The sequence below is a fragment of the Sporolactobacillus sp. Y61 genome (genome assembly GCF_040529185.1).
In the GTDB taxonomy this organism is placed as follows: Bacteria; Bacillota; Bacilli; order Bacillales; family Sporolactobacillaceae; genus Sporolactobacillus.
Genome location: NZ_CP159510.1, coordinates 410,951 through 431,168, shown reverse-complemented (window position 1 = coordinate 431,168; position 20,218 = coordinate 410,951). Strand labels below are relative to the sequence as shown.

Here is a 20,218-nt window from a genome sequence, read left to right as displayed (position 1 = left end):
TCAACCAAAAAGCCGTTTCCCGCTCATGGAAAACGGCTTTTCATAGATTAAACGTACAGGATAAGTGGTGTCATCAGGGACTGCGGGAAGGAATGATAGCTGATGGGAAGGACCCCCCTTCTAAAAACAGAGCATTTGAAAAAGTATTTTGACATGGGTCGAAACCAGACGCTGAAAGCTGTTGACGGTATCGATCTCTCAATAGATGCCGGTGAGACGCTCGGCATTGTCGGCGAATCCGGCTGTGGTAAGTCAACACTCGGCCGCACCATTATGGGGCTCTACGAAAAAACAGCGGGCCGCATTACGTTTCGTGGCCGGAATGTCGATCAAATGAATCCTTCAGAACGGTTTCGTCTGCACCGCAGTATGCAAATGATTTTTCAGGATCCCTATGCCTCTTTGAACCCGCGATCAACGGTGCTGGAGCTGGTTGCTGAACCAATGGATATTCATAAAACGTATAAAAATCAGAAAGAACGCAGAGCGAAAGTCGAAGGACTGCTTGAAGAAGTTGGTTTAAATGGGAGCTTTCTGAATCGGTATCCGCATGAATTCAGCGGGGGACAGCGGCAGCGTATCGGTATTGCCCGTGCACTGGCACTTGATCCGGAATTGATCATTGCTGATGAACCGATTTCAGCCCTGGATGTGTCTGTTCAGGCACAGGTGGTCTACCTTTTGAAAAGACTTCAGAAGGAAAAAGGATTAACGATGATGTTCATTGCCCATGACCTCTCAATGGTGAAGTATATCAGTAACCGAATCGGTGTCATGTATCTCGGGCATCTTGTTGAATTGACGACAAGCCATGAACTGTACGAAAAACCGCTGCATCCATATACGAAAGCGCTGCTTTCTGCCATTCCGATCCCTGATCCTGATATTGAAGAAAAAAGAGAGCGAATTCTTTTAAAGGGAGAAATTCCAAGCCCGATTAATCCGCCGACCGGCTGTATTTTCCGAACCCGTTGTCCGTATGTCATGGATGTGTGTGCGGAAAAACGTCCGGAGTTTGTTGAGGTGGAAAACGGTCATTTTGCAGCCTGTCATCTTCATACAAGGAAAACGCCGAAAGTCACTATGCGCGGTTAATTATAGATCCGTTTCATGCCGTATTCTGCCAAAAACGAGTGCGCGGATTGGCTGACGGTACCGGATGGCTATCATATGTGCGAAATACCACTCGCTTCCTATGCCGTATTCTCGACTCCGCCATGTTATGCTGAAAGCTTTGCATCCGCAATTCAGGGGACCTGAAACTATATTTTCAGTGAATGGTTTCCGCAATCGGGATATGAGTATGCACTGGATTGTGTAGATTTTGAACTTTACGATGATCGCTGCATGTCTGATACGGGAAAAGTATGCGATATCTATTTCCTGATTATTAAAAAATGATGAATCAGAACCAGTCAGGTCCTCCGCAGGAAGGAGTGCTTGTTTCTTTCTATTGATACCGTGTTGTTTCAGGTTCCTATCATTTGGCCGAACAATCTTCAACACGATGTGGTGCTGTTCAAATAATTTATTTCTGCTGAATCGGTCCTGTCTCATTTTTAAGTCAGGTTTTCCCTTTTTTCAGATGTATCAATGCTATAATAAAATGAAAAAAGGCGGTATCGTCATGAATCCTGATCAACGGATTTGTGCGTTTGTTTTTGACCTGGACGGGACACTGCTTAACTCTCGAAAAGAGATATCGGAACGAACACAAAACGCATTGTTGCGCTGCGCACAAACAGGAAAGCATCTATTTATTATTAGCCGAGAACACTCGTGACTTCAGTCATGAGTGTTCTCGGCGTATCTTTTCAATACTGTAATCACTAAATTGTTAAATGATCTGTTTTGTTCTTTGGCTATTTGTTCCAACTCTTTCTTTAAGTCTTTCTCAATGGTCAATAGTGTTCTTGTTTTGTTACTCGCTATCGTACTCATATCATTGTCACCTCATGACTATAATAACATTTATTCATAATATTTACAAGATAATAACATCATGATATATTATAGTTAAAGAAAAGAGGTGAAACAACAATGGTATTAAAGGGTTTAAAGTTAAGAATATATCCTGACAAAGAACAAAAACTTAAAATTAAATTTTAAGCCACAAGGATGATAATGATGATTCGTTATGAAGGCAAACAAATCGTGATCCGTAACTGGACACCGGCAGATAGGGACGACTGGATCTACTGGATGTCACCGGGCCGGTACTGGCAGAAATTCGATGGACCGTATTATCCGCGAAAATCAAAAGAAGAAATCGTTCAGCAGGTCGAAACCTATTATCAGAAGCTGGAAAAGGGCACGCTGGATGCGCCAGGGAAAGGGCTGGCTATTTCTGATAAGAAGACGGACAAGTTGATCGGCAATGTCGGCTGGTACTGGGAGAGCAGGGAAACCAATTGGCTGTGTGCCGGGATCGCTATTTACGACCCGAAACAATGGGGTTCCGGTCGCGGATATGAAGCCTTTGGTTTATGGACCGATTACCTATTTCAAGCGATGCCGGAGATCGTCCGTGTCGATCTGCGCACCTGGTCCGGAAATTTCGGTATGATGAAGTTGGCAGAGAAGCTCGGTTACACCAAAGAAGCCTGCTTTCGCAAGGCACGCATCGTTAACGGAAAATACTACGATTCAATCGGATACGGCGTGCTGCGTGAAGAGTGGGAAGCCTGGCATCCCGAAGGCTTTCAGAAAGATCTGGTTAACTGATTGGCCACCGCATTTCAGGTGCTGGAATACAGCAAAGGACAGCATCAGGGGGAAAGCGTACACAGTCGCAACGGTACCCTATCCACGCCAGCTCACGACTCGCGTCGGTCGGCTGCAGCTGCACTCTCCCCGCTCGCGTAACAGCCGTCTCGCCCATTCAGCTGCCAGACGATAATCGTTTTCCTTAATAAGCGGAAATTTTCGGCTTAAATGCAGAACAGAACGGGTTTCAGAGTATCATAAGCGGAAGTTTTCCGATTATGCCATGAAACTCCCCCCCATTTTCATATTTTTTGAGTCAATAGGCGGAATATCTCTGTTTATTGAAGCTTCCTTTTATCCTCATTTACTAATTAAGCGGAATATCTCCGGCTAATTTACAAAGCCTTTTAGATCCTGGAAGAAAGATGAAATATTGCCAGTTAAACGCTTGATTTATTCAAGTGATAGAAAAAGTTGATTACTCACGCAGTCAACTCATGATTCAATCTGAGGACGGATGCTACGCAGGTAGATCCGATCTTCTTATTCCATCTTTATAGCTTTTTGCTCATGTAATTAAAGATGATCATTCCTAAAAAATATTCAAATAGTACAAACGCACCTGTAAAAATAAAGAATGCTCTATCGATGTCATAAACATTAAGTGTCCGCAAAACCCCGAATACCAAAATACAAACCACCAGGGCTACCTGCCCATTACTTGGTGCTTTCATCACTTAACGACCAGCTTTTCGCTTGCATGGGCAAATTATCCGCTGACGTGGCCACCGTCATCTTTTTCCTTTTTCAGAAAGGCTGAGCAATCGGCCGATTGGTACAAAATATATTATATATAAAGTATATAAACTTTCTATTAAATTTAATTTATTGTATGATGGGAATGCGGAACTTCACCGGCCGGCATGGAATGCATGTCTGAAAACAGGGAACAATCAGAACGTAAACATCCGGATAGATTCTGGTTTATCGACCGGACTTTGATCAAATAAAAAGGCTGGTCATAATTGATCTTTCATAAAAGACGGGCACTGTCTTAGTGCGAAGAAGAGGAGGAAGTCTGTCGCTGAATAAGGCAGCGGGAGCGACGATACAGGAGCGGAAATCACATGAAACGGCTGCAGCTCTCATCGGTTGCCCAGGGGATTTCGTTACCGCTTTCAGCGACGGAATAATTTGTTTGACAGATAAGAAAGTACAACAGTCATCTGAAATGCAGTTTAACAAAAACAGATCTGAGAGAAAATCTCGGGAGAAAAAAGTGACGATTGTGAATGCGGGCACGGCCAGAAAAGCGGTCGTTGCCACTTCGGTCGGAAATGCGATGGAATGGTTTGATTTTGGCATTTATTCCTATTTGGCCGTAACGATTGGTCAAGTCTTTTTCCCTCAGGTGAGCGGCCCGGCTCAGCTCGTTTTTTCGTTCGCGACCTTTGGCATCGCTTTTCTTGTTCGTCCGATCGGCGGACTGTTTTTCGGAATGCTCGGCGACCGACTGGGCCGAAAGAGGATTCTGGCGATTACGTTAATCATGATGGCAATGGCGACGCTCAGCATCGGCTTGATCCCGGGTTATGCATCAATTGGGATCGCCGCGCCGATTCTGCTGCTCATTGCCCGTCTCGTTCAGGGATTTTCTACAGGCGGTGAATATTCCGGTGCGATGACATTCATCGCCGAATCCACGCCTGACAGAAAAAGAGGCGTTTTTTCCAGTGGGCTGGAAGCAGGCACTCTGGTCGGGTATATCTTCGGTTCCGGCATTGTCACACTGCTCTCCTTTCTGCTTGGTGAGGAGGCGATGCTGGCCTGGGGCTGGCGCATCCCTTTCCTGATCGCGACACCGATCGGGATTATCGGACTTTATCTTCGCGAGCACATGGAGGAGACGCCGGCGTTTAAAGCAGTGAAACGGGCACGTGAGGCAAAGGAACGCCGGCCGGCTTCGCTCCGATATATTCTGACGTATCACTGGCGGGCCCTGCTTATCGGACTATTTCTTGTTTTCTTCTACAACGTCGTCAATTATACAGTGTTAACGTATATGCCCGCCCATTTGAGCGCGATGCTTGGCTATAATCAGACATCGGGTCTGCTCTGGCTGCTTATTGTCATGATTGTCATGATTCCAATTGTTTTGTTCATGGGGCATATCAGTGATCGGATAGGCGCAAGGCGGGTCGTTCAGGGCGGATTGATCGGCCTCATCGTCCTGACACTGCCTGCCTTCTGGTTGATCGGAAGCGGTCAGTCGGCTGCTGTTTTCTTGGGCTTACTGATCCTCGCCGCTTTTCTGGCGTCTTTTCAGGGGACGATGCCGTCGCTTTTACCTTCCCTGTATTTTACGTCGGTGAGGTACGGTGCGTTGTCGATCACCTATAACGTGTCCACATCGCTGTTTGGCGGGACCACCCCGCTGGTTGTGGCTCAGCTCATTCAAGTCACTGGTAATAAGCTGGTCCCTGCTTATTACATGATTCTCTCCTGTCTGATCGGGATCGTGTTTGTCACCTTTTTTGTGAAAGAAACGGCCGGTAAGCCGCTTCGAGGATCGGCGCCTGCGGTTGAAACGAAACAGGAAGCACAGAACGTTCAATCCGCCGACAGACCTTTATGGTGGCATTCAGAGAGAAAAGCGATTGAGCACAGAATGGTCGATCGGGCAGAGTCGCGATGAGCAGCCGGCTGATGCACGCATCATCGGCTGCATGGAGAAGCGTCTGGCGCGGCTTTTCAAAATTCAGGCAGGGTAAAACAAGTCAATCATAGTCAAGTAAAGAGTCGGGATGCTGATGAAATAAAAATCATCGGCATTTTTTTCTTACATACGGATTCATAGTAGAAAAATCCCTGAGAAAATGGTCCGGACAAACGGGTGTGCTTACCTGACTGCCCGGGTATTGAAGGCAACGTCCTTCTCCATTGCTATCCGGACTGCCCGCGCGGGTCGATCGAAAGGTTTTTGGTAATCTGATGCGTAAAGGAATAGAAAATCCTTTGATCAGAGGGGTCCGGATGTTCTCGGAGAGCAATGTTTGAAAAGGGTATTTTTTTAGTGAATCTGTCTTCGATGAACGGAACTTTATAACTTCAGATATGAAAAATGTCTGCCTGAACACAGTTTGGGTCCGCAAATCAGCATTTTACCCTGCCCGGCAAATGTGATAAGGGAAGTCATTAAGCAATGTAACAGTAAGGATAAGCAGCATCCGTTTACTTATCGATAGGTCTGCGTGAAACACAGTTTACCAATTCTGTTCGTGGGTGGCTTCCTATTGTGTTTTCGACCCGTCATATCTTCGGATTATCGGGCCCTCCGAACCGGGCTGAGGACATGGCTCATGATTTCCTGATATTTGTTTTCGGCGCCGGGAAGTCCGTATGCTCCGGCCTCCTTCAGCGGGACGACTTTAAAGTCATGATTACGGGCAACGTAAGTGGGCAGAAATGACGGTTCTGACAGGGCAATGGATGAACGTCCATTCCGTGTTCTTTTCGTGACCTGAACGGTTGCTACCCCGCCGATCTGTCTTTTTTCACCGATCTGTCCGGAAAGAAAATTGCCGAGCGAATAGATAACCAGTGCGCGGTGCCCGTCCTCAGACGTTAGCCACTCCATTGGCTGAAGGACGTGAGGATGCGCTCCGAAGAGAATATCCGCCCCTTCATTGACGGCAAATTGTGCGATCGATTTCTGCTCTCCATTGGGAAGGAGCTGGTATTCCGTGCCCCAGTGGATGCTGACGACAACCAGATCCGCTTCTTCCTTTGCCCGGCGGATATCCCGGCTCATCTTATCCCGGTCGATCAGGTTGACCAGATATCCTTTGTTCTCAGGGATCGGAACCCCGTTTGTTCCATAGGTATAGGACAACCAGGCAATACGGATGCCCCGGATAGTTGTGATTTCGGTTTTTGCCGCGTCCTCTGCATTCAGATAGGTTCCGGCATGTTTCATGCCGATTCGGTCCATATACGTTAATGCGGCAGTCTGTCCGGCTTCATGCCGGTCAAGGGAATGGTTATTTGCGGTCGAAACGATATCCACGCCGGCATCCTTGACAGCCTCACCGATTTCCTGAGGACTGTTGAACATCGGATAGCCGGACAGGCCCAGCTTTTTTCCGCCCCAGAGCGATTCCTGGTTGGCAGTCAGAATGTCGGGCTGCTGTAAATAAGGTTTTACGGCTTCAAGCATCGGCCTGAAATTGTATCCGCTCACAGTTTGAGCGGACTGATAGACCGGGCTGTGGATCAGAATGTCGCCGATGGCCCCGATGGTAAGAGTTCGGGCTGAGGGAGCTGTTCTTTCAGAGCGGATCGGATCCTCGACAGAAGCCGGCTGTTTTTCAGCTTTCGAGGGCGTCAGCTGCTCGGCGTCGGCTTTTTCCGGATCAGCCAGCTGTGTCAGCTGATCCACCTGTATCGAAGAAAATACGGCGATCAGAAAAAGAGGCAATAGAAGGAAAGTCAGTATTGTTTTTTTCATCATCCAAAACTCCGTTTCTATGATTCCGGTACATGCAGTTATATTCATAGTAAACGAGTTTGCGAGACGCGTCACCCTTTTTCGACCGATCTGTTCTGATCATTTGTCATTTTCCGGAAAAAGATTTGTCGGATTGCACTGAATCCGGAAGTGGCATGCTATACTGTAGAATATGAAATGATGAACTGAAGAAGGGGTGTACTTTTCCATGGCACTGATCATTGTTATTGCAGTCATTGTCCTTATCCTGCTGTTTGGCATCATCTCCTACAACAGTCTGATTAAATACCGGAACTGGGTGCAGGAGTCATTCAGTCAGATTGACGTACAGCTGAAGCGGCGCCATGACCTGATCCCGAATCTGGTCGAGACGGTGAAAGGGTATGCCAGACATGAAAAAGAGACACTGACACAGGTCATTGCGGCCCGTAATAAACTGGTCAGCGGGACCCCTCAGGAACGGATCGATGCGGATAATCAGCTTGAAGGGGCTTTGCGGTCGATTTTCGCCCTCGCCGAATCCTATCCGGATCTGAAGGCGAACCAGAATTTTCTCAGCCTTCAGGAAGAGCTGTCGACGACTGAAAATAAAGTAGCTTATTCACGCCAGCTGTACAACAAGACGGTAAAAGACTACAACATTAAGCGAGAGTCGTTTCCGACAAATCTGATTGCGGGTCTGTTCGGTTTCAGACGTGAGGAACTCCTGACCATTCCGGAGACTGAACGCGAGGTACCGAAAGTCAGCTTCTAATGGGGGACGGGGACGAAGATGCTTTATCAGCAGATTGAACAAAACAAACGGAAGACGGTCCTGCTGCTTGCTGTCTTCTGTCTGCTTGTCCTTGGAATCGGATGGGCGGTCGGTTATTTTACCGGTGGAGATTCCCTTTCAGGAGTTATCATTGCTGCGGTCATTTTGATCTTCTATGTGCCGATGACCTTTGCCAGTGCAAAGGCGCAGGTTCTGCGGATGGCGGGCGCGCGGGAGATACAGAAAAGCGACAATCCGATGGTCTTTAACGTGGTCGAGGAACTTTCGGTTGCCGCAGGTGTGCCCATGCCGAAAGTGTATCTTGTCGACGACCCGTCACCGAATGCTTTTGCGACGGGCATGAGTCCGAAAAAAAGCGTCATTGCTTTTACACGGGGACTGCTTGAACGTCTGAATCGTGAAGAGATAGCAGGCGTTGCGGCGCATGAGTTTTCCCATATTCGCAATTATGATATCAGACTGATGACTCTGTGCATTGCACTGGTCGGTGTGATTGTCATGATCGCCGAGATGGGGCAGCGAATGTTCTTCTGGGGCGGTCGTGGTAACAAACGGAATCAGAAGGCGAATCCGCTGCTTTTAATCATTGCCCTCGTCTTGATTATTGCCGCACCGCTGGCGGCGCAGTTTGTCCAGCTTGCGGTTTCGCGAAACCGGGAGTATCTGGCCGATGCCTCGGCAGTAGAACTGACACGTGATCCGGAGGGGCTGATCAACGCCCTGGTGAAGATCAGCACTGATCCTGAAGGACTGAAACACGCGCAGCAGGCCACTGCCTCTATGTATATCGCCAGCCCCTTCGGCAGAAAGAAGAAGAAAACTTCCGGCTGGTTTGCCACGCATCCGCCGATTGAAAGCCGGATTGAGCGGCTCCGTGCGATGTAACTGGAACAGGATTGATGCTACAGGTTCGGAGGCGACAGTTCGTCGTCCCGGACCTTTTTTCCGTTTTCCAGCCGGATCACGCGGGTACAGGCGATACTGATGAATTCCAGATCGTGTGTAATCACGATAATGGTTTTCCCGGAGGAGGCCATCATTCTGAGCCTCCCGGCGATCAGTCGCATGTTTTGTCCGTCAAGCCCGCTGGTCGGTTCATCGAGAAGCAGAATCTCAGGATTGACAGCTTCCGCAACGGCAAGGGTCAGCCGCTGTTTCTGACCACCTGAAAGGGTGGATGGATGCTTCTTGCTGAATGGCAGCAGATGATAAGCGCTGAGGAGCTTTTCGGCCTGCCGGCTGCTTGCTGCGTTCAGATTCAGTTCATCAAGGACACTCTCGGAAAACAGCTGGCTGTCCGGATGCTGCATGACAAAGAAAGCTTTACGCTTTCGGGCTCTTCGCCGTTCGCGATGCCCATCAAACAAAACAGTTCCCGATTTTTCTTTGATCAGCCCGCATATGGCTTTGGCCAGTGTGGTCTTTCCGGCACCGTTCGGCCCGGTCACGGCGATGATGTCGCCGCGGCCGGCCGTCAGGTTTATGTGGCTGAGGACAGGCGTTTTTTTGAATGAAAAATTGAGATCGCGGATATCAAGGGCCGGGTGACCGCTCTTTTTCTCTTTATGGGGAGTCAGTCTGTATTTTATATCCGGGAGGCGAAGAGAGCGCAGACCGAGCCGGCGGATGTCCGACTGAGAGAAACCGCTTATTTCCGAAACCGACATCTGGCGGATCAGTTGTCCGTCCTCCATATAAAGAAATCTGTCTGCAAGACTCCGTAAATAATACAGACGGTGTTCTGCGATAAACAGTGTTTTTCCTTCCCGTTTCAGTTCCAGCATCAATTCTGCAAGGCGATCAATGGACCCGGTATCGAGATTTGCCGAGGGTTCATCGAATACATAAATATCCGGGTCAATCGCCCGGATGGAGGCGATAGCGACCCTTTGCTGCAAACCGCTGGAGAGTTGAAACAGGCTCTGATCCAGTAAATCATCTATCCCGGTTTTTTCAGCAGCTGCGGCGATGCGCCTGATCATTTCATTCCTTGGGAGGCCATAATTTTCACAGCCAAATGCCAGTTCATCCCGCACTTTTTCAGCGAAAAACTGACTGCTTGGATCCTGCAGAATCGATCCAGCCCGACGGCCAATCGCCCAGAAGGGGATGCGTGCCTGAAGTTCTCCATTAAGGCACAATGTCCCGTAAAGGCGGCCTCCGTAAAAATGTGTCGCCAGGCCATTAATTAGCCGTGTCATGGTGGTTTTCCCGCATCCGCTTCTTCCGGTGACCACGATGCATTCCCCTTTTCGGACGTTGAGAGAGAGATTTGACAGGGAAGCCGTGTCACTATTCGGATAAGTAAACTGCACGTGGTCAAAATAAATCAATTCATCACCAGCTTATCGAGTGTCAGGCAAAGCAGTGTCACTACAAGCCCAAGGAGAGACAGAATGACATCTGTCCGTCTCAGGCGGATCACGCGGAGGCATGTGTGTGGCCCCGGGTTCTCAATTCCCCTCAGCTCAGCAGACGCGGCGAGCCTGTCGGATACGTCTGAACTTCTGATCATCATGGGAATCAGAACATATTCAAATGTACGCAGAGGGTGCGACAGGGACAGAATGTGGCGAAGACGCATCGCAGCAAAAACGGCCCGAAATTCACTGTGGATCGTCGGAACGAATCGAAGCATGAAGGTGACCGGCAGACTGAGAACATGGGGGAAGTGCATGTTATAGAAAGCCGCGGACACCTCTCCCGGCGGCATCCGCACCATGGCATAAGCTGCCATGACCACCACCAGAATCCGCAGTGTGGCAAAGGTCATCACATCGGGAAGAAACAGCGTGAGTCCGCCTTCACCGGTTGCAAAACGGATCAAAGCAAAAATCACACCGGCACAAAACCCGATGATCCCGGCTCTGGCAAACCCCTGAACAACCAGATAGATCAGAAGAAAAAACAGGGCAAGAATAATCGGAAGGTCATGTGTCATGGATGCAGACAAAATGAAGGCGAGACCGAAAAGAATCAGTTTCGCCCGAAAATCAACATGTATGCTGCGGTCGGTCATTGGAGCAATCCGCTTTTCTGAAAATGTTTCTTCAGCATTTCAGCGCCGATCCAGCAGCCGGCAATGGCCCCGACTGCAGCAATCAGCAGAATCAGCAGAACCCATGGGGCTGAGAAGTAAAAACGGGTGACCTGGTCGTAATGTTCCCTGCTGACCCCGGATGCCAGATACTGCTTTGAAAAGAACCAGAGATCAATCATGCCATTTGAAGCACGGAAAAGGGTGCAGATGATCCAGCTGATGGAAATCCGGAATAAATTCGTATAGGCGCCCCTGCCGGCCATGACGAATTCGCCGAGAAAGCCGGCAATCAAAAGCCAGGGTGCAAGATAAGGCGTCCCGCTGATCAGATAGATGAGGGCGAGAATAAAGCAGTAAAGGAAGACAGTTCCCCGCTTGTGCACCTTAAGTACCATAAACATATAAATGGGTGCGGTGATAAAAGCGATCAGCGGACTGCTGACAAACAGTGAAAAGTACAGCACCGGCGAGGCCGCGATCGCAATGACAATCGCGATGACCGTGATCAGGATGCTGAAAATCCCGATCGTTGCCAGATTGCGGACGCTGAGCCGGTTTGGATGTTCCGGATGGACCTGCTGTATATGCGATGATGCCAATTCAATTCACTCCTCTAAACTAGATAACGTTTCCCATCTATGTTAAGGCTCATCCTGTAAAGCGTCAACGACTTTATAGGGACGAATAAAGCCTTGAGAAACCAGGTTACCGGCGCCGGCCGATCTATGCTGCGCTGACGCGATAATATATCAGTGAAAAAAAAAGAGCCGCAGAAAGAGCGGCATCCAAAAATTTTACTATTTTACCTAATCAAAGGCGCGTCTTCATTCCGGTTACTGAATGATTGATGAGCCGAAACAGAAGAACATGTCAGGATTCAAATGCGTCGAGGCAGGTATTGAACAGTTCTTTGTTTTCTTTAATCTTCGATGCTCCGCCAAACACGCAGATATGGTTCTCCTTTGTGACGGCTTTCAGGAGTCCGGCGCATTGCCGGATGTCTTCCGGTCTGGTTGAAAGGACTTCTTCACGGATCCGCTGCACATCTTCATCACTGACGTGAGCGAAATAACGCTCATCGGACAGTTCTCCTTTTGTGCCCGGAGTGAGCGGCGAATCAAGACCGGAGATGGTGCCGATAATGTATTTCGTCATAGCGAAGGTGTCGGCACTGAAATGAGCGGCATACTCGGCAGCTTTGTCATAAACATTCAGTGTTTCACGCAAATTGGGGTCGCGGTACGACCAGAAGACCAGGTTGCCGGATGATTCGATCGATACACCGCATCCGTATGCTCCGCCCATGACGCGAATCTGGTTCCACAGATAATCGAGGGTGAGAATCCTTTTTAATACAAGCAATTGTCCGGAGTAGTCAAATCCGAGTTTCCTGAAATTCGCCCCTTTGACGGCATATTGTACTTTACTCGAGGACATCAGACCTTCGTTACGTGCGTCAGGAAGGGTAACAGACGGAGCAGCGTTCTGCCTGTTCCGGCCGCCTGTGAGCCCGAGACGGCCGACATGGCCCTTGACACGCTCCAGGATTGTGCGGTCGCAGGTGAGACCGATGACCAGCCCGTCTTTACTGATCAGCCGGCTCATCAGCGCGCGCAGCTTATCGGCAATTTCTTCGTAACGGCGGTCATAATCTTTATCCAGATCACGGATAAAGTGATAAAAAGTCAGACCTCTGAGCCGCTCCTTATAGGCTGCTGATTTGGAAAAATAGGAGGAGGCGCGGCGGAGCGCGACGGACTGCCCGTTCTGATTAAATGCGATTTCTATGCGAGATTTTATTTCTTTAATCATTGAACGGAGCCGGTCCTTGTTATCAAACCTGCTGTTATAAAGAATCTCATGGATCAGATCAAAGGCTTCCGGCACTTTATCCTGAAGCATTTTCGCCCTGCCGGTGAATTTCGCCTGATAGACATCCTCCTGATCCTTATCAGAAATGACGTTCGTTTCAAAATGAATATCCCCGGTCTGAATATTGACCTCGTTAACCAGTTCTTCATAGCTGTATTTTTCGGTGTCGATCTTGCCCGGCAGTTCTTTAAGCAGGGACAGCCAGGGAATTTCCTCTTCTGTAATGGCTGATGCGTCAAAATAGAGGCTGAGATAAGCAATCTTGTTGGTCGGCAGTTCATGATACAGTGTTTTTATGCCGTCCAGGTCCAATTCGGAAAGTGGCAGGATTTCTGACTTTTTATCGATATCGTCCAGCGACAGAAGCGGAATCTTCTTTAAATCCTCCGGGCGATCTTTACTGGTCTGGCGCTCCTGGAGCTTCTTTGTGCTTTCAACGATTCGCCGGATGTCGCCGGCATCGAGACTTTGTTTGAATTGTGTCAGCTTTTCCTTCAGCGAAGCCTCTTCTTCTTCGGCGAGCGTCCGGGATGGACGAATGATGACCAGCGACTGATGGTTGCTATTGAGCAGATATTTTTCTATCAGAGATTCAAAATAGGTACCGGTAAGTGCCTGTTTCATTTTCTCCAGTGTTTTTTCAAATTTCAGGTGAGTCAGCGGATCGCCGTCATACAGCCAGCTGTCCATGGAGATGATGCTGTAGATCAGCCCCTTCGGCATGGACCCGTAATCCGCCTCACGCAGCTGAAATTCTTTGACGTTGATCGCGGCTTCGATCAGCTTTTTATCAATACCGTCTTGCACAAGGCGGGTCAGCGTCTCTCTGACCACTTTTTTAAAGGCTTCTTTCTGGCTCTCATTCGCATTTTTAACGTTTACTGAGAAGTAAGGCTGAAGAATACTGTTGTCATACAATCCGAACACGTCATGCCCGATACCGGCATCCAGAATGGCCTTTTTCAGAGGCGCAGCCGGGCTGTCCAGAAGCAGGTAGTCGAGAATATCAAAAGCCAGATAGGTTTCCGGATCTGTGGCTTTTGCAATCGAATAATTCAGACTCAGGTAAGTCTTATCCTTATCCTCTTCACCGGGCATAATCGGGTAAGTACGAGCCATTTCTGTATGTCCGACAGGCGTCTGAACAGCAATTTCCGAATCGACATCGATCCGGTCATAGGCACTCAGATACGCCTGATCGAGATAAGCCAGTTTTTCATCGATGTCCATTTTGCCGTAAAGGTAGATATAACTGTTTGCCGGGCTGTAATATTTCTTATGCGAATCGATGAAATGCTGATAGGTCAGATCGGGAATAGACTCCGGATCCCCGCCCGATTCATATTGATAGGTCGTATCGGGATAAAGGGAATTCTGATTGGCGCGCATCAGAAGACTTTCCGGTGATGAGAAAGCCCCTTTCATTTCATTGTAGACGACCCCTTTCAGATTAAGCTCGTCCTCAGCGTTATTGAGCTCGTAGTGCCAGCCTTCCTGCTGCAGAATTTCTTTATATTTGTATATATTCGGATGGAACACTGCATCGAGGTAGACATCCATCAGGTTCTGGAAATCTTTGTCGTTTGTACTGGCGAGTGGATACATCGTTTTATCACTGAAGGTAAAGGCGTTCAGAAAAGTGTTCACTGATCCCTTCAGCAGTTCGACAAACGGTTCTTTGACCGGATATTTATCTGAGCCGCACAGTACAGAATGTTCCAGAATATGAAAAACACCGGTACTGTCTTCAGGCGGCGTGCGAAAACTGATGGTAAAGACCTTATTTTCATCCTCATTCTGAAGGTACAGAAGTCTTGCGCCGCTCTTCACATGTTCAAACAGAAAAGCGGTTGAGTTAATTTCTGCCACCTTTTCTGTATGTAAAAACCTGAATCCGTGATACATCTCATTTAACTGATAGGGCTTCATCTAAATATCCTCCTTCGTGTGCCATGGTCTGACTCTTATTATACAGTATTGATTAGAAAATCATTCCAGAGAGCTGTTCGAAAATAATCAGCGGGCTTTCGGCTGATGAACAGGAAGGTGGTTACGGATCATGTTTTCAAGACAGTCGATGAACAAACTGCTGTCATTCGGAGCCGGAATATAATGAAACGTTTCCCCGCCGGACGCGCGGAAGAGTCCGGCATAATCCATTTTCAGTTCATGAAGGGTTTCCAGACAGTCTGAGGTAAATCCGGGGCAATCACACAGACCCGGGTTTTCCCTGCGCGGGGAAGGCTTTTCAGTATATCTGCTGTGGCCGGGGTCAGCCAGGGCTCATTTCCGAACCGGGACTGATAGCCGGAGATGACGTCGAGACCCGGAAACCGTCTGATCAGTGCTTCCGTTGTTTTCATACATCGCGACGGATAGTCGTCACCTGAGCGGGCATAGCGGACAGGGATCCCATGATAGGAAACGACCAGTGTATCCGGGGTGCCGTGCTCTGAGAAACACTGCCGGATGCGGGCTTCCAATGCGTCGATCAGAAGCGGATGATCGGGATAATCTCTGATGAAAATCAATTCCGGTACGTCCCGCCATGGACTCATGGCGCGCCGGACGCTGTCCCAGACAGAAGCTGTTGTTGTCGATGAGTATTGTGGAAAAAGGGGCAGAATGATCAGTTTCCTGACGCCCCAGGCATGCAGCTTCGAAAGCTCACCGGCAATTGAAGGATTTCCGTAAGTCATGGCCAGAGAGATTCTGACGCCGTCACGGCGAAAACGGGTTTCAAGGGCTGCCTGCTGTTTCCTGCTGTAATAAAGCAGCGGGGAACCGTGCTCTGACCAGATCGCCTGATAGAGCCGGGCAGACTTTTTCGGCCGCACACGCAGAATCACTCCGTGAAGGATCGGCAGCCACTTCCAGCGCGGCAGATCGATCACGCGCGGGTCGCTGAGAAACTCGGCCAGATATTTGCGGACAGATGGTGCATCCGGCGCGTCCGGCGTTCCCAGATTGACAAGCAATACAGCAGTTTTTTCCATGGTTGTTTATTCCTTTCCTGAATGTGTCACCTTCATTCTAACAAACGCGGGATGAGCCGGAGGTGAAAAAAACCGTTAATAAAAGATTTGAAGGGGATGCTATACTTAAATCCATCCGGCTTCTCGCAGGCAAGAAATGAAATCGCGAGAGAGCACTGCCCATATGATGCCCTTTTTCAATGGCCTGTACTGGAAAAGGAATGGTTAACTGTAGTTTAATAGAAGAGACGGAGTAAAAACAGGAGGGCTGTCCGTGTACGAGCAAAAGACGAAAGAAAATGATCGCAGTGTGACCGAGTTTATTGAACAGGTTGAAAATCCCGGACGACGTGAAGATGCCTGGAAACTGCTGAACATCTATACACAGACGACCGGCTACCCTGCAAAAATGTGGGGACCAAGTATTATCGGCTTCGGCTCTTACCATTATAAATATGCCTCCGGTCATGAGGGAGACGCGCCACTTGCCGGATTTTCACCGCGAAAGGCGAAGATCAGCCTGTATTTTGCAACGGGTGATGCTGAGCGTGCCCCGCTCCTTGAGAAACTTGGGAAGCATAAAGCGGGCAAAGCCTGTGTCTACGTCAACAGGCTTTCGGACATAAATACGGATATACTGAAAAAACTGATTACCCAGTCCATGGCATTCCTGAAAAAAACATATCCGCCAGAATAAAAGGGTCACCGCGGCGACGTGCCGGAAAAAACAATAAAGGCTTCCGGTGGGTATATTCTGAGGCTTATAGTACAATATAAGCAGGAGTGGTCGGAGATGAAAAAGGATTTTCTGGTTTGTCCGAAATTTGAACAGGCTTTCCAGATTATTGGAAAAAAATGGAACGGACTGATTATTGAAGTACTGTTGAGCGGCAGGCACCATTTCAGTGACATCTCAGGTGCGATTCCCGAGCTGAGTGACCGAATGTTGGCCGCGAGACTCAGGGAACTGGAGGAAATGGACATCGTCGTGCGCCACGTCGACACAGGATATCCTGTTCAGGTCACTTATACTTTGACGGACAAGGGCAGGGAAATCCAGCCGATCCTGAATGAGGTCCACCACTGGGCGGATAAATGGTTTGCCGGTGAATCAAACCGCAGAACGAATTGATTTACTTTTTTCTTATCATCAACTATACTTACGTAAGTAAATGAAAAATAATTAGTATAGGAGCGTGTTCTATGACCAGCGATGTTTCAGCATTTATTAAATCAAACGAGTTTCTTGACGCCATCAGAAAGCGTCGTTCGATTTATGCTCTTGACAAGGATGTAAAAGCAAGCAAAGAGGAGATCACCGCAACCATTCAGGAAGCGATCAAGCTTGCCCCGTCAGCCTTTAACTCTCAGTCCGCACGCGCAATCATTTTATTTGGTAAAGAGAGTGAAAAATTATGGGGAGAGGGCGGCATTGTTGAAAAAGCGATCCGCAAAGTCCTCCCGGAAGGCCAGTCGTTTGACTCGACAGCTAAGAAGCTGGCTTCATTTAATGCCGGTGTCGGTACTATATTGTTCTTTGAAGACAGATCAGTTGTTGAAGGACTTCAGAAACAGTTCCCGCTTTATGCGGATAACTTTCCGGTCTGGTCGGAACACAGCACGGGCATAGCCCAGTTTGCCGTATGGTCTGCACTGGCTGATATTAACGTCGGTGCTTCGCTGCAGCACTACAATCCGCTGATTGACGAAGACGTGCGGGATACCTTCGATGTACCGGCGTCCTGGAAACTGCGGGCACAGATGCCGTTTGGTAATATTGCTGAAGCTGCAGGGCCAAAAGAATTCCAGCCGATCAGTGAACGGGTCAGGATTCTAGGCTGATAAATCCGGATGAAAGAAACCAGAACGGGGCAGGAGTCAGTGCCCCGTTTTTTTTCTGGCGTTATAAAGTGGTAAATTGTGTGAAAATTCTACAACTATCTTGCAATTAAAGAAAAGATTAGAGTATAATTATTGTAATTTAATGTGGAAAGATAAACAGGGGGACAACCTATAATGAACAGGAAATTATCGATTTTTTCATTGCTTATGGCCTTTGTACTGATTCTCTCGGCCTGTGCTTCAGGTGGCAGCAGTTCCGGTGACTCCGGGAAAAACCGGCGAAAAAAACACTGAGAATTGTTAATGATGCACAGTATGCTCCATTCGAATACATGGATAAGGGCAAGATGGTTGGTTTTGATGTTGATATTATGAAGGCACTGGCAAAAGAAGCCGGATATAAGTACAAGCTGGTCAATGTCGGCTGGGATCCGTTGTTCGTTGAGCTGAAAAATAAAACAGCCGATATGAGCATTTCGGCCATTACGATCAATGCTGATCGGAAGCAGTCCTACGATTTTTCAAACGCCTATTTTCTCTCAACAAACAAAATCCTGATTCCGAAAGACAGCGACATTAAGTCCGGAGCCGATCTGAAGGGTAAAACGATTGCTGTTCAGACAGCAACGACCGGTCAGGAAGCCGTTGAAAAAATTGTCGGCAAAAATAATCCGAAAGTGAAGAAGTATAAAAACATTAACCTGGCGATTATGGAACTGAATAACGGTGGTGCCGACGCAGTCGTTGCGGATAACACGGTGATTGAACAGTATGCAAAGAACAACGCAGACAAAAATCTGAAGGTTGTTGAAGATGCAGATGCATTTGAACCGGAATTCTATGGCATGATGTATCCGAAGGACAGTAAACTGAAGCCTGAATTTGACAAGGCGCTCAACGCCTTGTTTGATAACGGAACATATGCCAAAATATATAAGAAATGGTTCAAAGTTGAGCCGGACATTGACCAGTTGAAAGCTCAGCAGTAAGGGGCTGACAGGTTCAGACTGTTAAAAATTGCGTAACGCGACTACGTGTTACGCAATTTTTAAGTTAAAGGAGGAGTTTTGATTGGATTTCCGTTTTGACCTGATTGGGGATTATGCCCCGTATTTCTGGAGCGGGACTTTGCTTACTATCGGGCTTTCTGTCGCCGGTATCCTTATTGGAACGGTGCTCGGCCTGATTATCTGTCTCGGGAAAATGATGAGAAATAAATGGCTGTCCTGGCCGTTTATCTGTTATGTGGCCTTCTTTCGCGGGACACCGCTTTTTGTGCAGATTCTGATTGTTCATTTTGGGGTGGTTCCCCTGTTTCTCGGGCAGTCCAACGGTGTTGTTGCTGGTGTTGTTGCCCTGTCACTGAACGTTGCTGCTTATATCGCCGAGGTGTTCAGATCAGGGATCCAGTCAATTCACAGAGGGCAGACCGAAGCGGCCCGTTCACTCGGCATGACACATTATCAGGCGATGCGCTACGTGATTCTGCCTCAGGCGGTACGCCGAATTCTGCCTCCGCTTGGCAACGAATTTATCGCACTGCTAAAGGATTCATCGCTGGTGTCGGTAGTCGCTGCGCCGGAGCTGACCTACTGGGCGCAGCAGATGGGGGCTCAGTATTTCAGAGTCTGGGAACCATACCTGACGATTTCACTGATCTATCTGATTCTCACCCTTTCACTTAATGCGCTCGTCAGCAAACTGGAAAGGAAGATGTCGACAGAATGATGATCAAAGTAGAAAATCTGAAAAAAACATTTGGTCATAATCAGGTGTTAAAGAACATCAATGTAGAAATTAACAAACAGGAAGTCGTTGTTGTCATTGGTCCATCCGGTGCCGGAAAATCCACCTTTCTGAGGTGCATTAATCTGCTGGACAGTATCACGTCCGGACATATTTACATAGAAGGTGTCGATATTACCGATAAAAAAACGGATATTAACAAAATACGTGCTGAAGTCGGCATGGTCTTTCAGCAGTTCAATCTTTTCCCGCACATGACCGTGCTTCAAAATATTATGCTGGCCCCGCTTAAGGTTAAGAAGGTATCAAAAGAGGCGGCTCATGATAAAGCAATCGAATTATTGAAAAAAGTTGGCCTCGAAGACAAAGCCTCTGCCTATCCGGATTCACTTTCCGGCGGTCAGAAACAGCGGATTGCGATTGCCCGTGCGCTGGCCATGGAACCGAAGATGATGCTGTTCGACGAGCCAACTTCGGCACTGGATCCGGAAATGGTCGGTGAAGTACTGGATGTCATGAAGAAACTGGCCCGGGATGGGATGACGATGGTCGTCGTGACACATGAAATGGGGTTTGCCCGGGAAGTCGGCGACCGCGTCCTGTTTATGGACGGCGGTTATATTGTGGAGGAAAATGAGCCACATGAACTGTTCAGTCATCCAAAGGAAGAACGCACGAAAGCCTTTCTGAGTAAAATCCTGTAATGATGATCTGAACCTGAATCTTTTTTCCTGTTTTTCTGCCTCCACCGGGGC

At 48.2% G+C, this 20,218-nt stretch carries 17 protein-coding genes and 2 pseudogenes; 13 read left to right on the top strand and 6 right to left on the bottom strand.

Annotated elements, in window-relative coordinates:
* Window positions 1–102: 102 nt before the first annotated feature.
* The 5 genes from ABNN70_RS02145 to ABNN70_RS02125 all read left to right on the top strand — a co-directional run bounded on the left by ABNN70_RS02145 (window position 103) and on the right by ABNN70_RS02125 (window position 5,401).
* Entirely contained in the window at window positions 103–1,095 is a 993-nt protein-coding gene (locus ABNN70_RS02145) for an oligopeptide/dipeptide ABC transporter ATP-binding protein (protein ID WP_129929334.1), read from the top strand.
* A 412-nt stretch (window positions 1,096–1,507) separates the two neighbouring features.
* On the top strand, window positions 1,508–1,783 hold the full coding sequence (locus tag ABNN70_RS02140) for an HAD hydrolase family protein (protein WP_353948602.1): 276 nt from the start codon (window positions 1,508–1,510) through the stop codon (window positions 1,781–1,783).
* 257 nt (window positions 1,784–2,040) lie between these two features.
* Window positions 2,041–2,109: a helix-turn-helix domain-containing protein gene (locus ABNN70_RS02135; RefSeq protein WP_353949358.1), complete on the top strand. Its 69-nt coding sequence runs from the start codon at window positions 2,041–2,043 to the stop codon at window positions 2,107–2,109.
* Window positions 2,110–2,127: 18 nt separating this feature from the next.
* Window positions 2,128–2,724 carry a GNAT family protein gene (locus tag ABNN70_RS02130; RefSeq protein ID WP_353948601.1) on the top strand — a complete coding sequence of 199 codons (597 nt, stop codon included), beginning with the start codon at window positions 2,128–2,130 and terminating at the stop codon, window positions 2,722–2,724.
* Between the two features lie 1,213 nt (window positions 2,725–3,937).
* Window positions 3,938–5,401, top strand: a complete 1,464-nt coding sequence (locus ABNN70_RS02125; protein ID WP_353948600.1) for an MFS transporter — start codon at window positions 3,938–3,940, stop codon at window positions 5,399–5,401.
* 627 nt (window positions 5,402–6,028) lie between these two features.
* Here the strand turns inward: ABNN70_RS02125 and ABNN70_RS02120 are convergent.
* Window positions 6,029–7,213 (bottom strand): CapA family protein, encoded by a 1,185-nt coding sequence (locus ABNN70_RS02120; RefSeq protein WP_129929340.1) that lies wholly within the window; start codon window positions 7,211–7,213, stop codon window positions 6,029–6,031.
* Between the two features lie 208 nt (window positions 7,214–7,421).
* On the opposite strand from ABNN70_RS02120, the gene ABNN70_RS02115 reads away from it, so the two are divergent.
* Both ABNN70_RS02115 and htpX read left to right on the top strand, forming a co-directional pair.
* A complete protein-coding gene (locus ABNN70_RS02115) occupies window positions 7,422–7,967 on the top strand; it encodes a LemA family protein (RefSeq protein ID WP_129929341.1) in 546 nt (181 codons plus the stop codon).
* 18 nt (window positions 7,968–7,985) lie between these two features.
* Window positions 7,986–8,873, top strand: coding sequence for a zinc metalloprotease HtpX (gene htpX, locus ABNN70_RS02110; protein ID WP_353948599.1), 888 nt, complete (start codon window positions 7,986–7,988; stop codon window positions 8,871–8,873).
* A gap of 17 nt (window positions 8,874–8,890) precedes the next feature.
* Here htpX and ABNN70_RS02105 read toward each other — a convergent pair whose 3' ends face one another.
* The 5 genes and pseudogenes from ABNN70_RS02105 to hemH form a co-directional block, all read right to left on the bottom strand.
* Entirely contained in the window at window positions 8,891–10,321 is a 1,431-nt protein-coding gene (locus ABNN70_RS02105; protein WP_353948598.1) for an ABC transporter ATP-binding protein, read from the bottom strand.
* Window positions 10,318–11,007: an energy-coupling factor transporter transmembrane component T gene (locus tag ABNN70_RS02100; protein ID WP_353948597.1), complete on the bottom strand. Its 690-nt coding sequence runs from the start codon at window positions 11,005–11,007 to the stop codon at window positions 10,318–10,320. Before ABNN70_RS02100 ends, ABNN70_RS02105 begins: the two co-directional genes overlap by 4 nt.
* The gene (locus tag ABNN70_RS02095) at window positions 11,004–11,627 is read right to left on the bottom strand and encodes an MptD family putative ECF transporter S component (RefSeq protein WP_353948596.1); all 624 of its coding nucleotides are present in this window, start codon (window positions 11,625–11,627) and stop codon (window positions 11,004–11,006) included. Before ABNN70_RS02095 ends, ABNN70_RS02100 begins: the two co-directional genes overlap by 4 nt.
* 271 nt (window positions 11,628–11,898) lie before the next feature.
* Window positions 11,899–14,829: an insulinase family protein gene (locus ABNN70_RS02090; RefSeq protein WP_353948595.1), complete on the bottom strand. Its 2,931-nt coding sequence runs from the start codon at window positions 14,827–14,829 to the stop codon at window positions 11,899–11,901.
* Window positions 14,830–14,916: 87 nt separating this feature from the next.
* Window positions 14,917–15,896, bottom strand: a pseudogene (gene hemH / locus ABNN70_RS02085) (ferrochelatase).
* Between the two features lie 253 nt (window positions 15,897–16,149).
* Here hemH and ABNN70_RS02080 point away from each other — a divergent pair.
* The 6 genes and pseudogenes from ABNN70_RS02080 (at window position 16,150) to ABNN70_RS02055 (ending at window position 20,167) form a co-directional block, all read left to right on the top strand.
* A complete protein-coding gene (locus ABNN70_RS02080; protein ID WP_129929348.1) occupies window positions 16,150–16,572 on the top strand; it encodes a DUF1801 domain-containing protein in 423 nt (140 codons plus the stop codon).
* 96 nt (window positions 16,573–16,668) lie between these two features.
* A complete protein-coding gene (locus tag ABNN70_RS02075; RefSeq protein ID WP_353948594.1) occupies window positions 16,669–17,007 on the top strand; it encodes a helix-turn-helix domain-containing protein in 339 nt (112 codons plus the stop codon).
* A gap of 71 nt (window positions 17,008–17,078) precedes the next feature.
* A complete protein-coding gene (locus tag ABNN70_RS02070; RefSeq protein ID WP_353948593.1) occupies window positions 17,079–17,717 on the top strand; it encodes a nitroreductase family protein in 639 nt (212 codons plus the stop codon).
* A gap of 174 nt (window positions 17,718–17,891) precedes the next feature.
* Window positions 17,892–18,706 (top strand): annotated as a pseudogene (locus tag ABNN70_RS02065) (basic amino acid ABC transporter substrate-binding protein).
* 82 nt (window positions 18,707–18,788) lie between these two features.
* Entirely contained in the window at window positions 18,789–19,445 is a 657-nt protein-coding gene (locus tag ABNN70_RS02060; RefSeq protein ID WP_129929352.1) for an amino acid ABC transporter permease, read from the top strand.
* Window positions 19,445–20,167 (top strand): amino acid ABC transporter ATP-binding protein, encoded by a 723-nt coding sequence (locus ABNN70_RS02055; protein WP_129929415.1) that lies wholly within the window; start codon window positions 19,445–19,447, stop codon window positions 20,165–20,167. Before ABNN70_RS02060 ends, ABNN70_RS02055 begins: the two co-directional genes overlap by 1 nt.
* Window positions 20,168–20,218 lie beyond the last annotated feature (51 nt).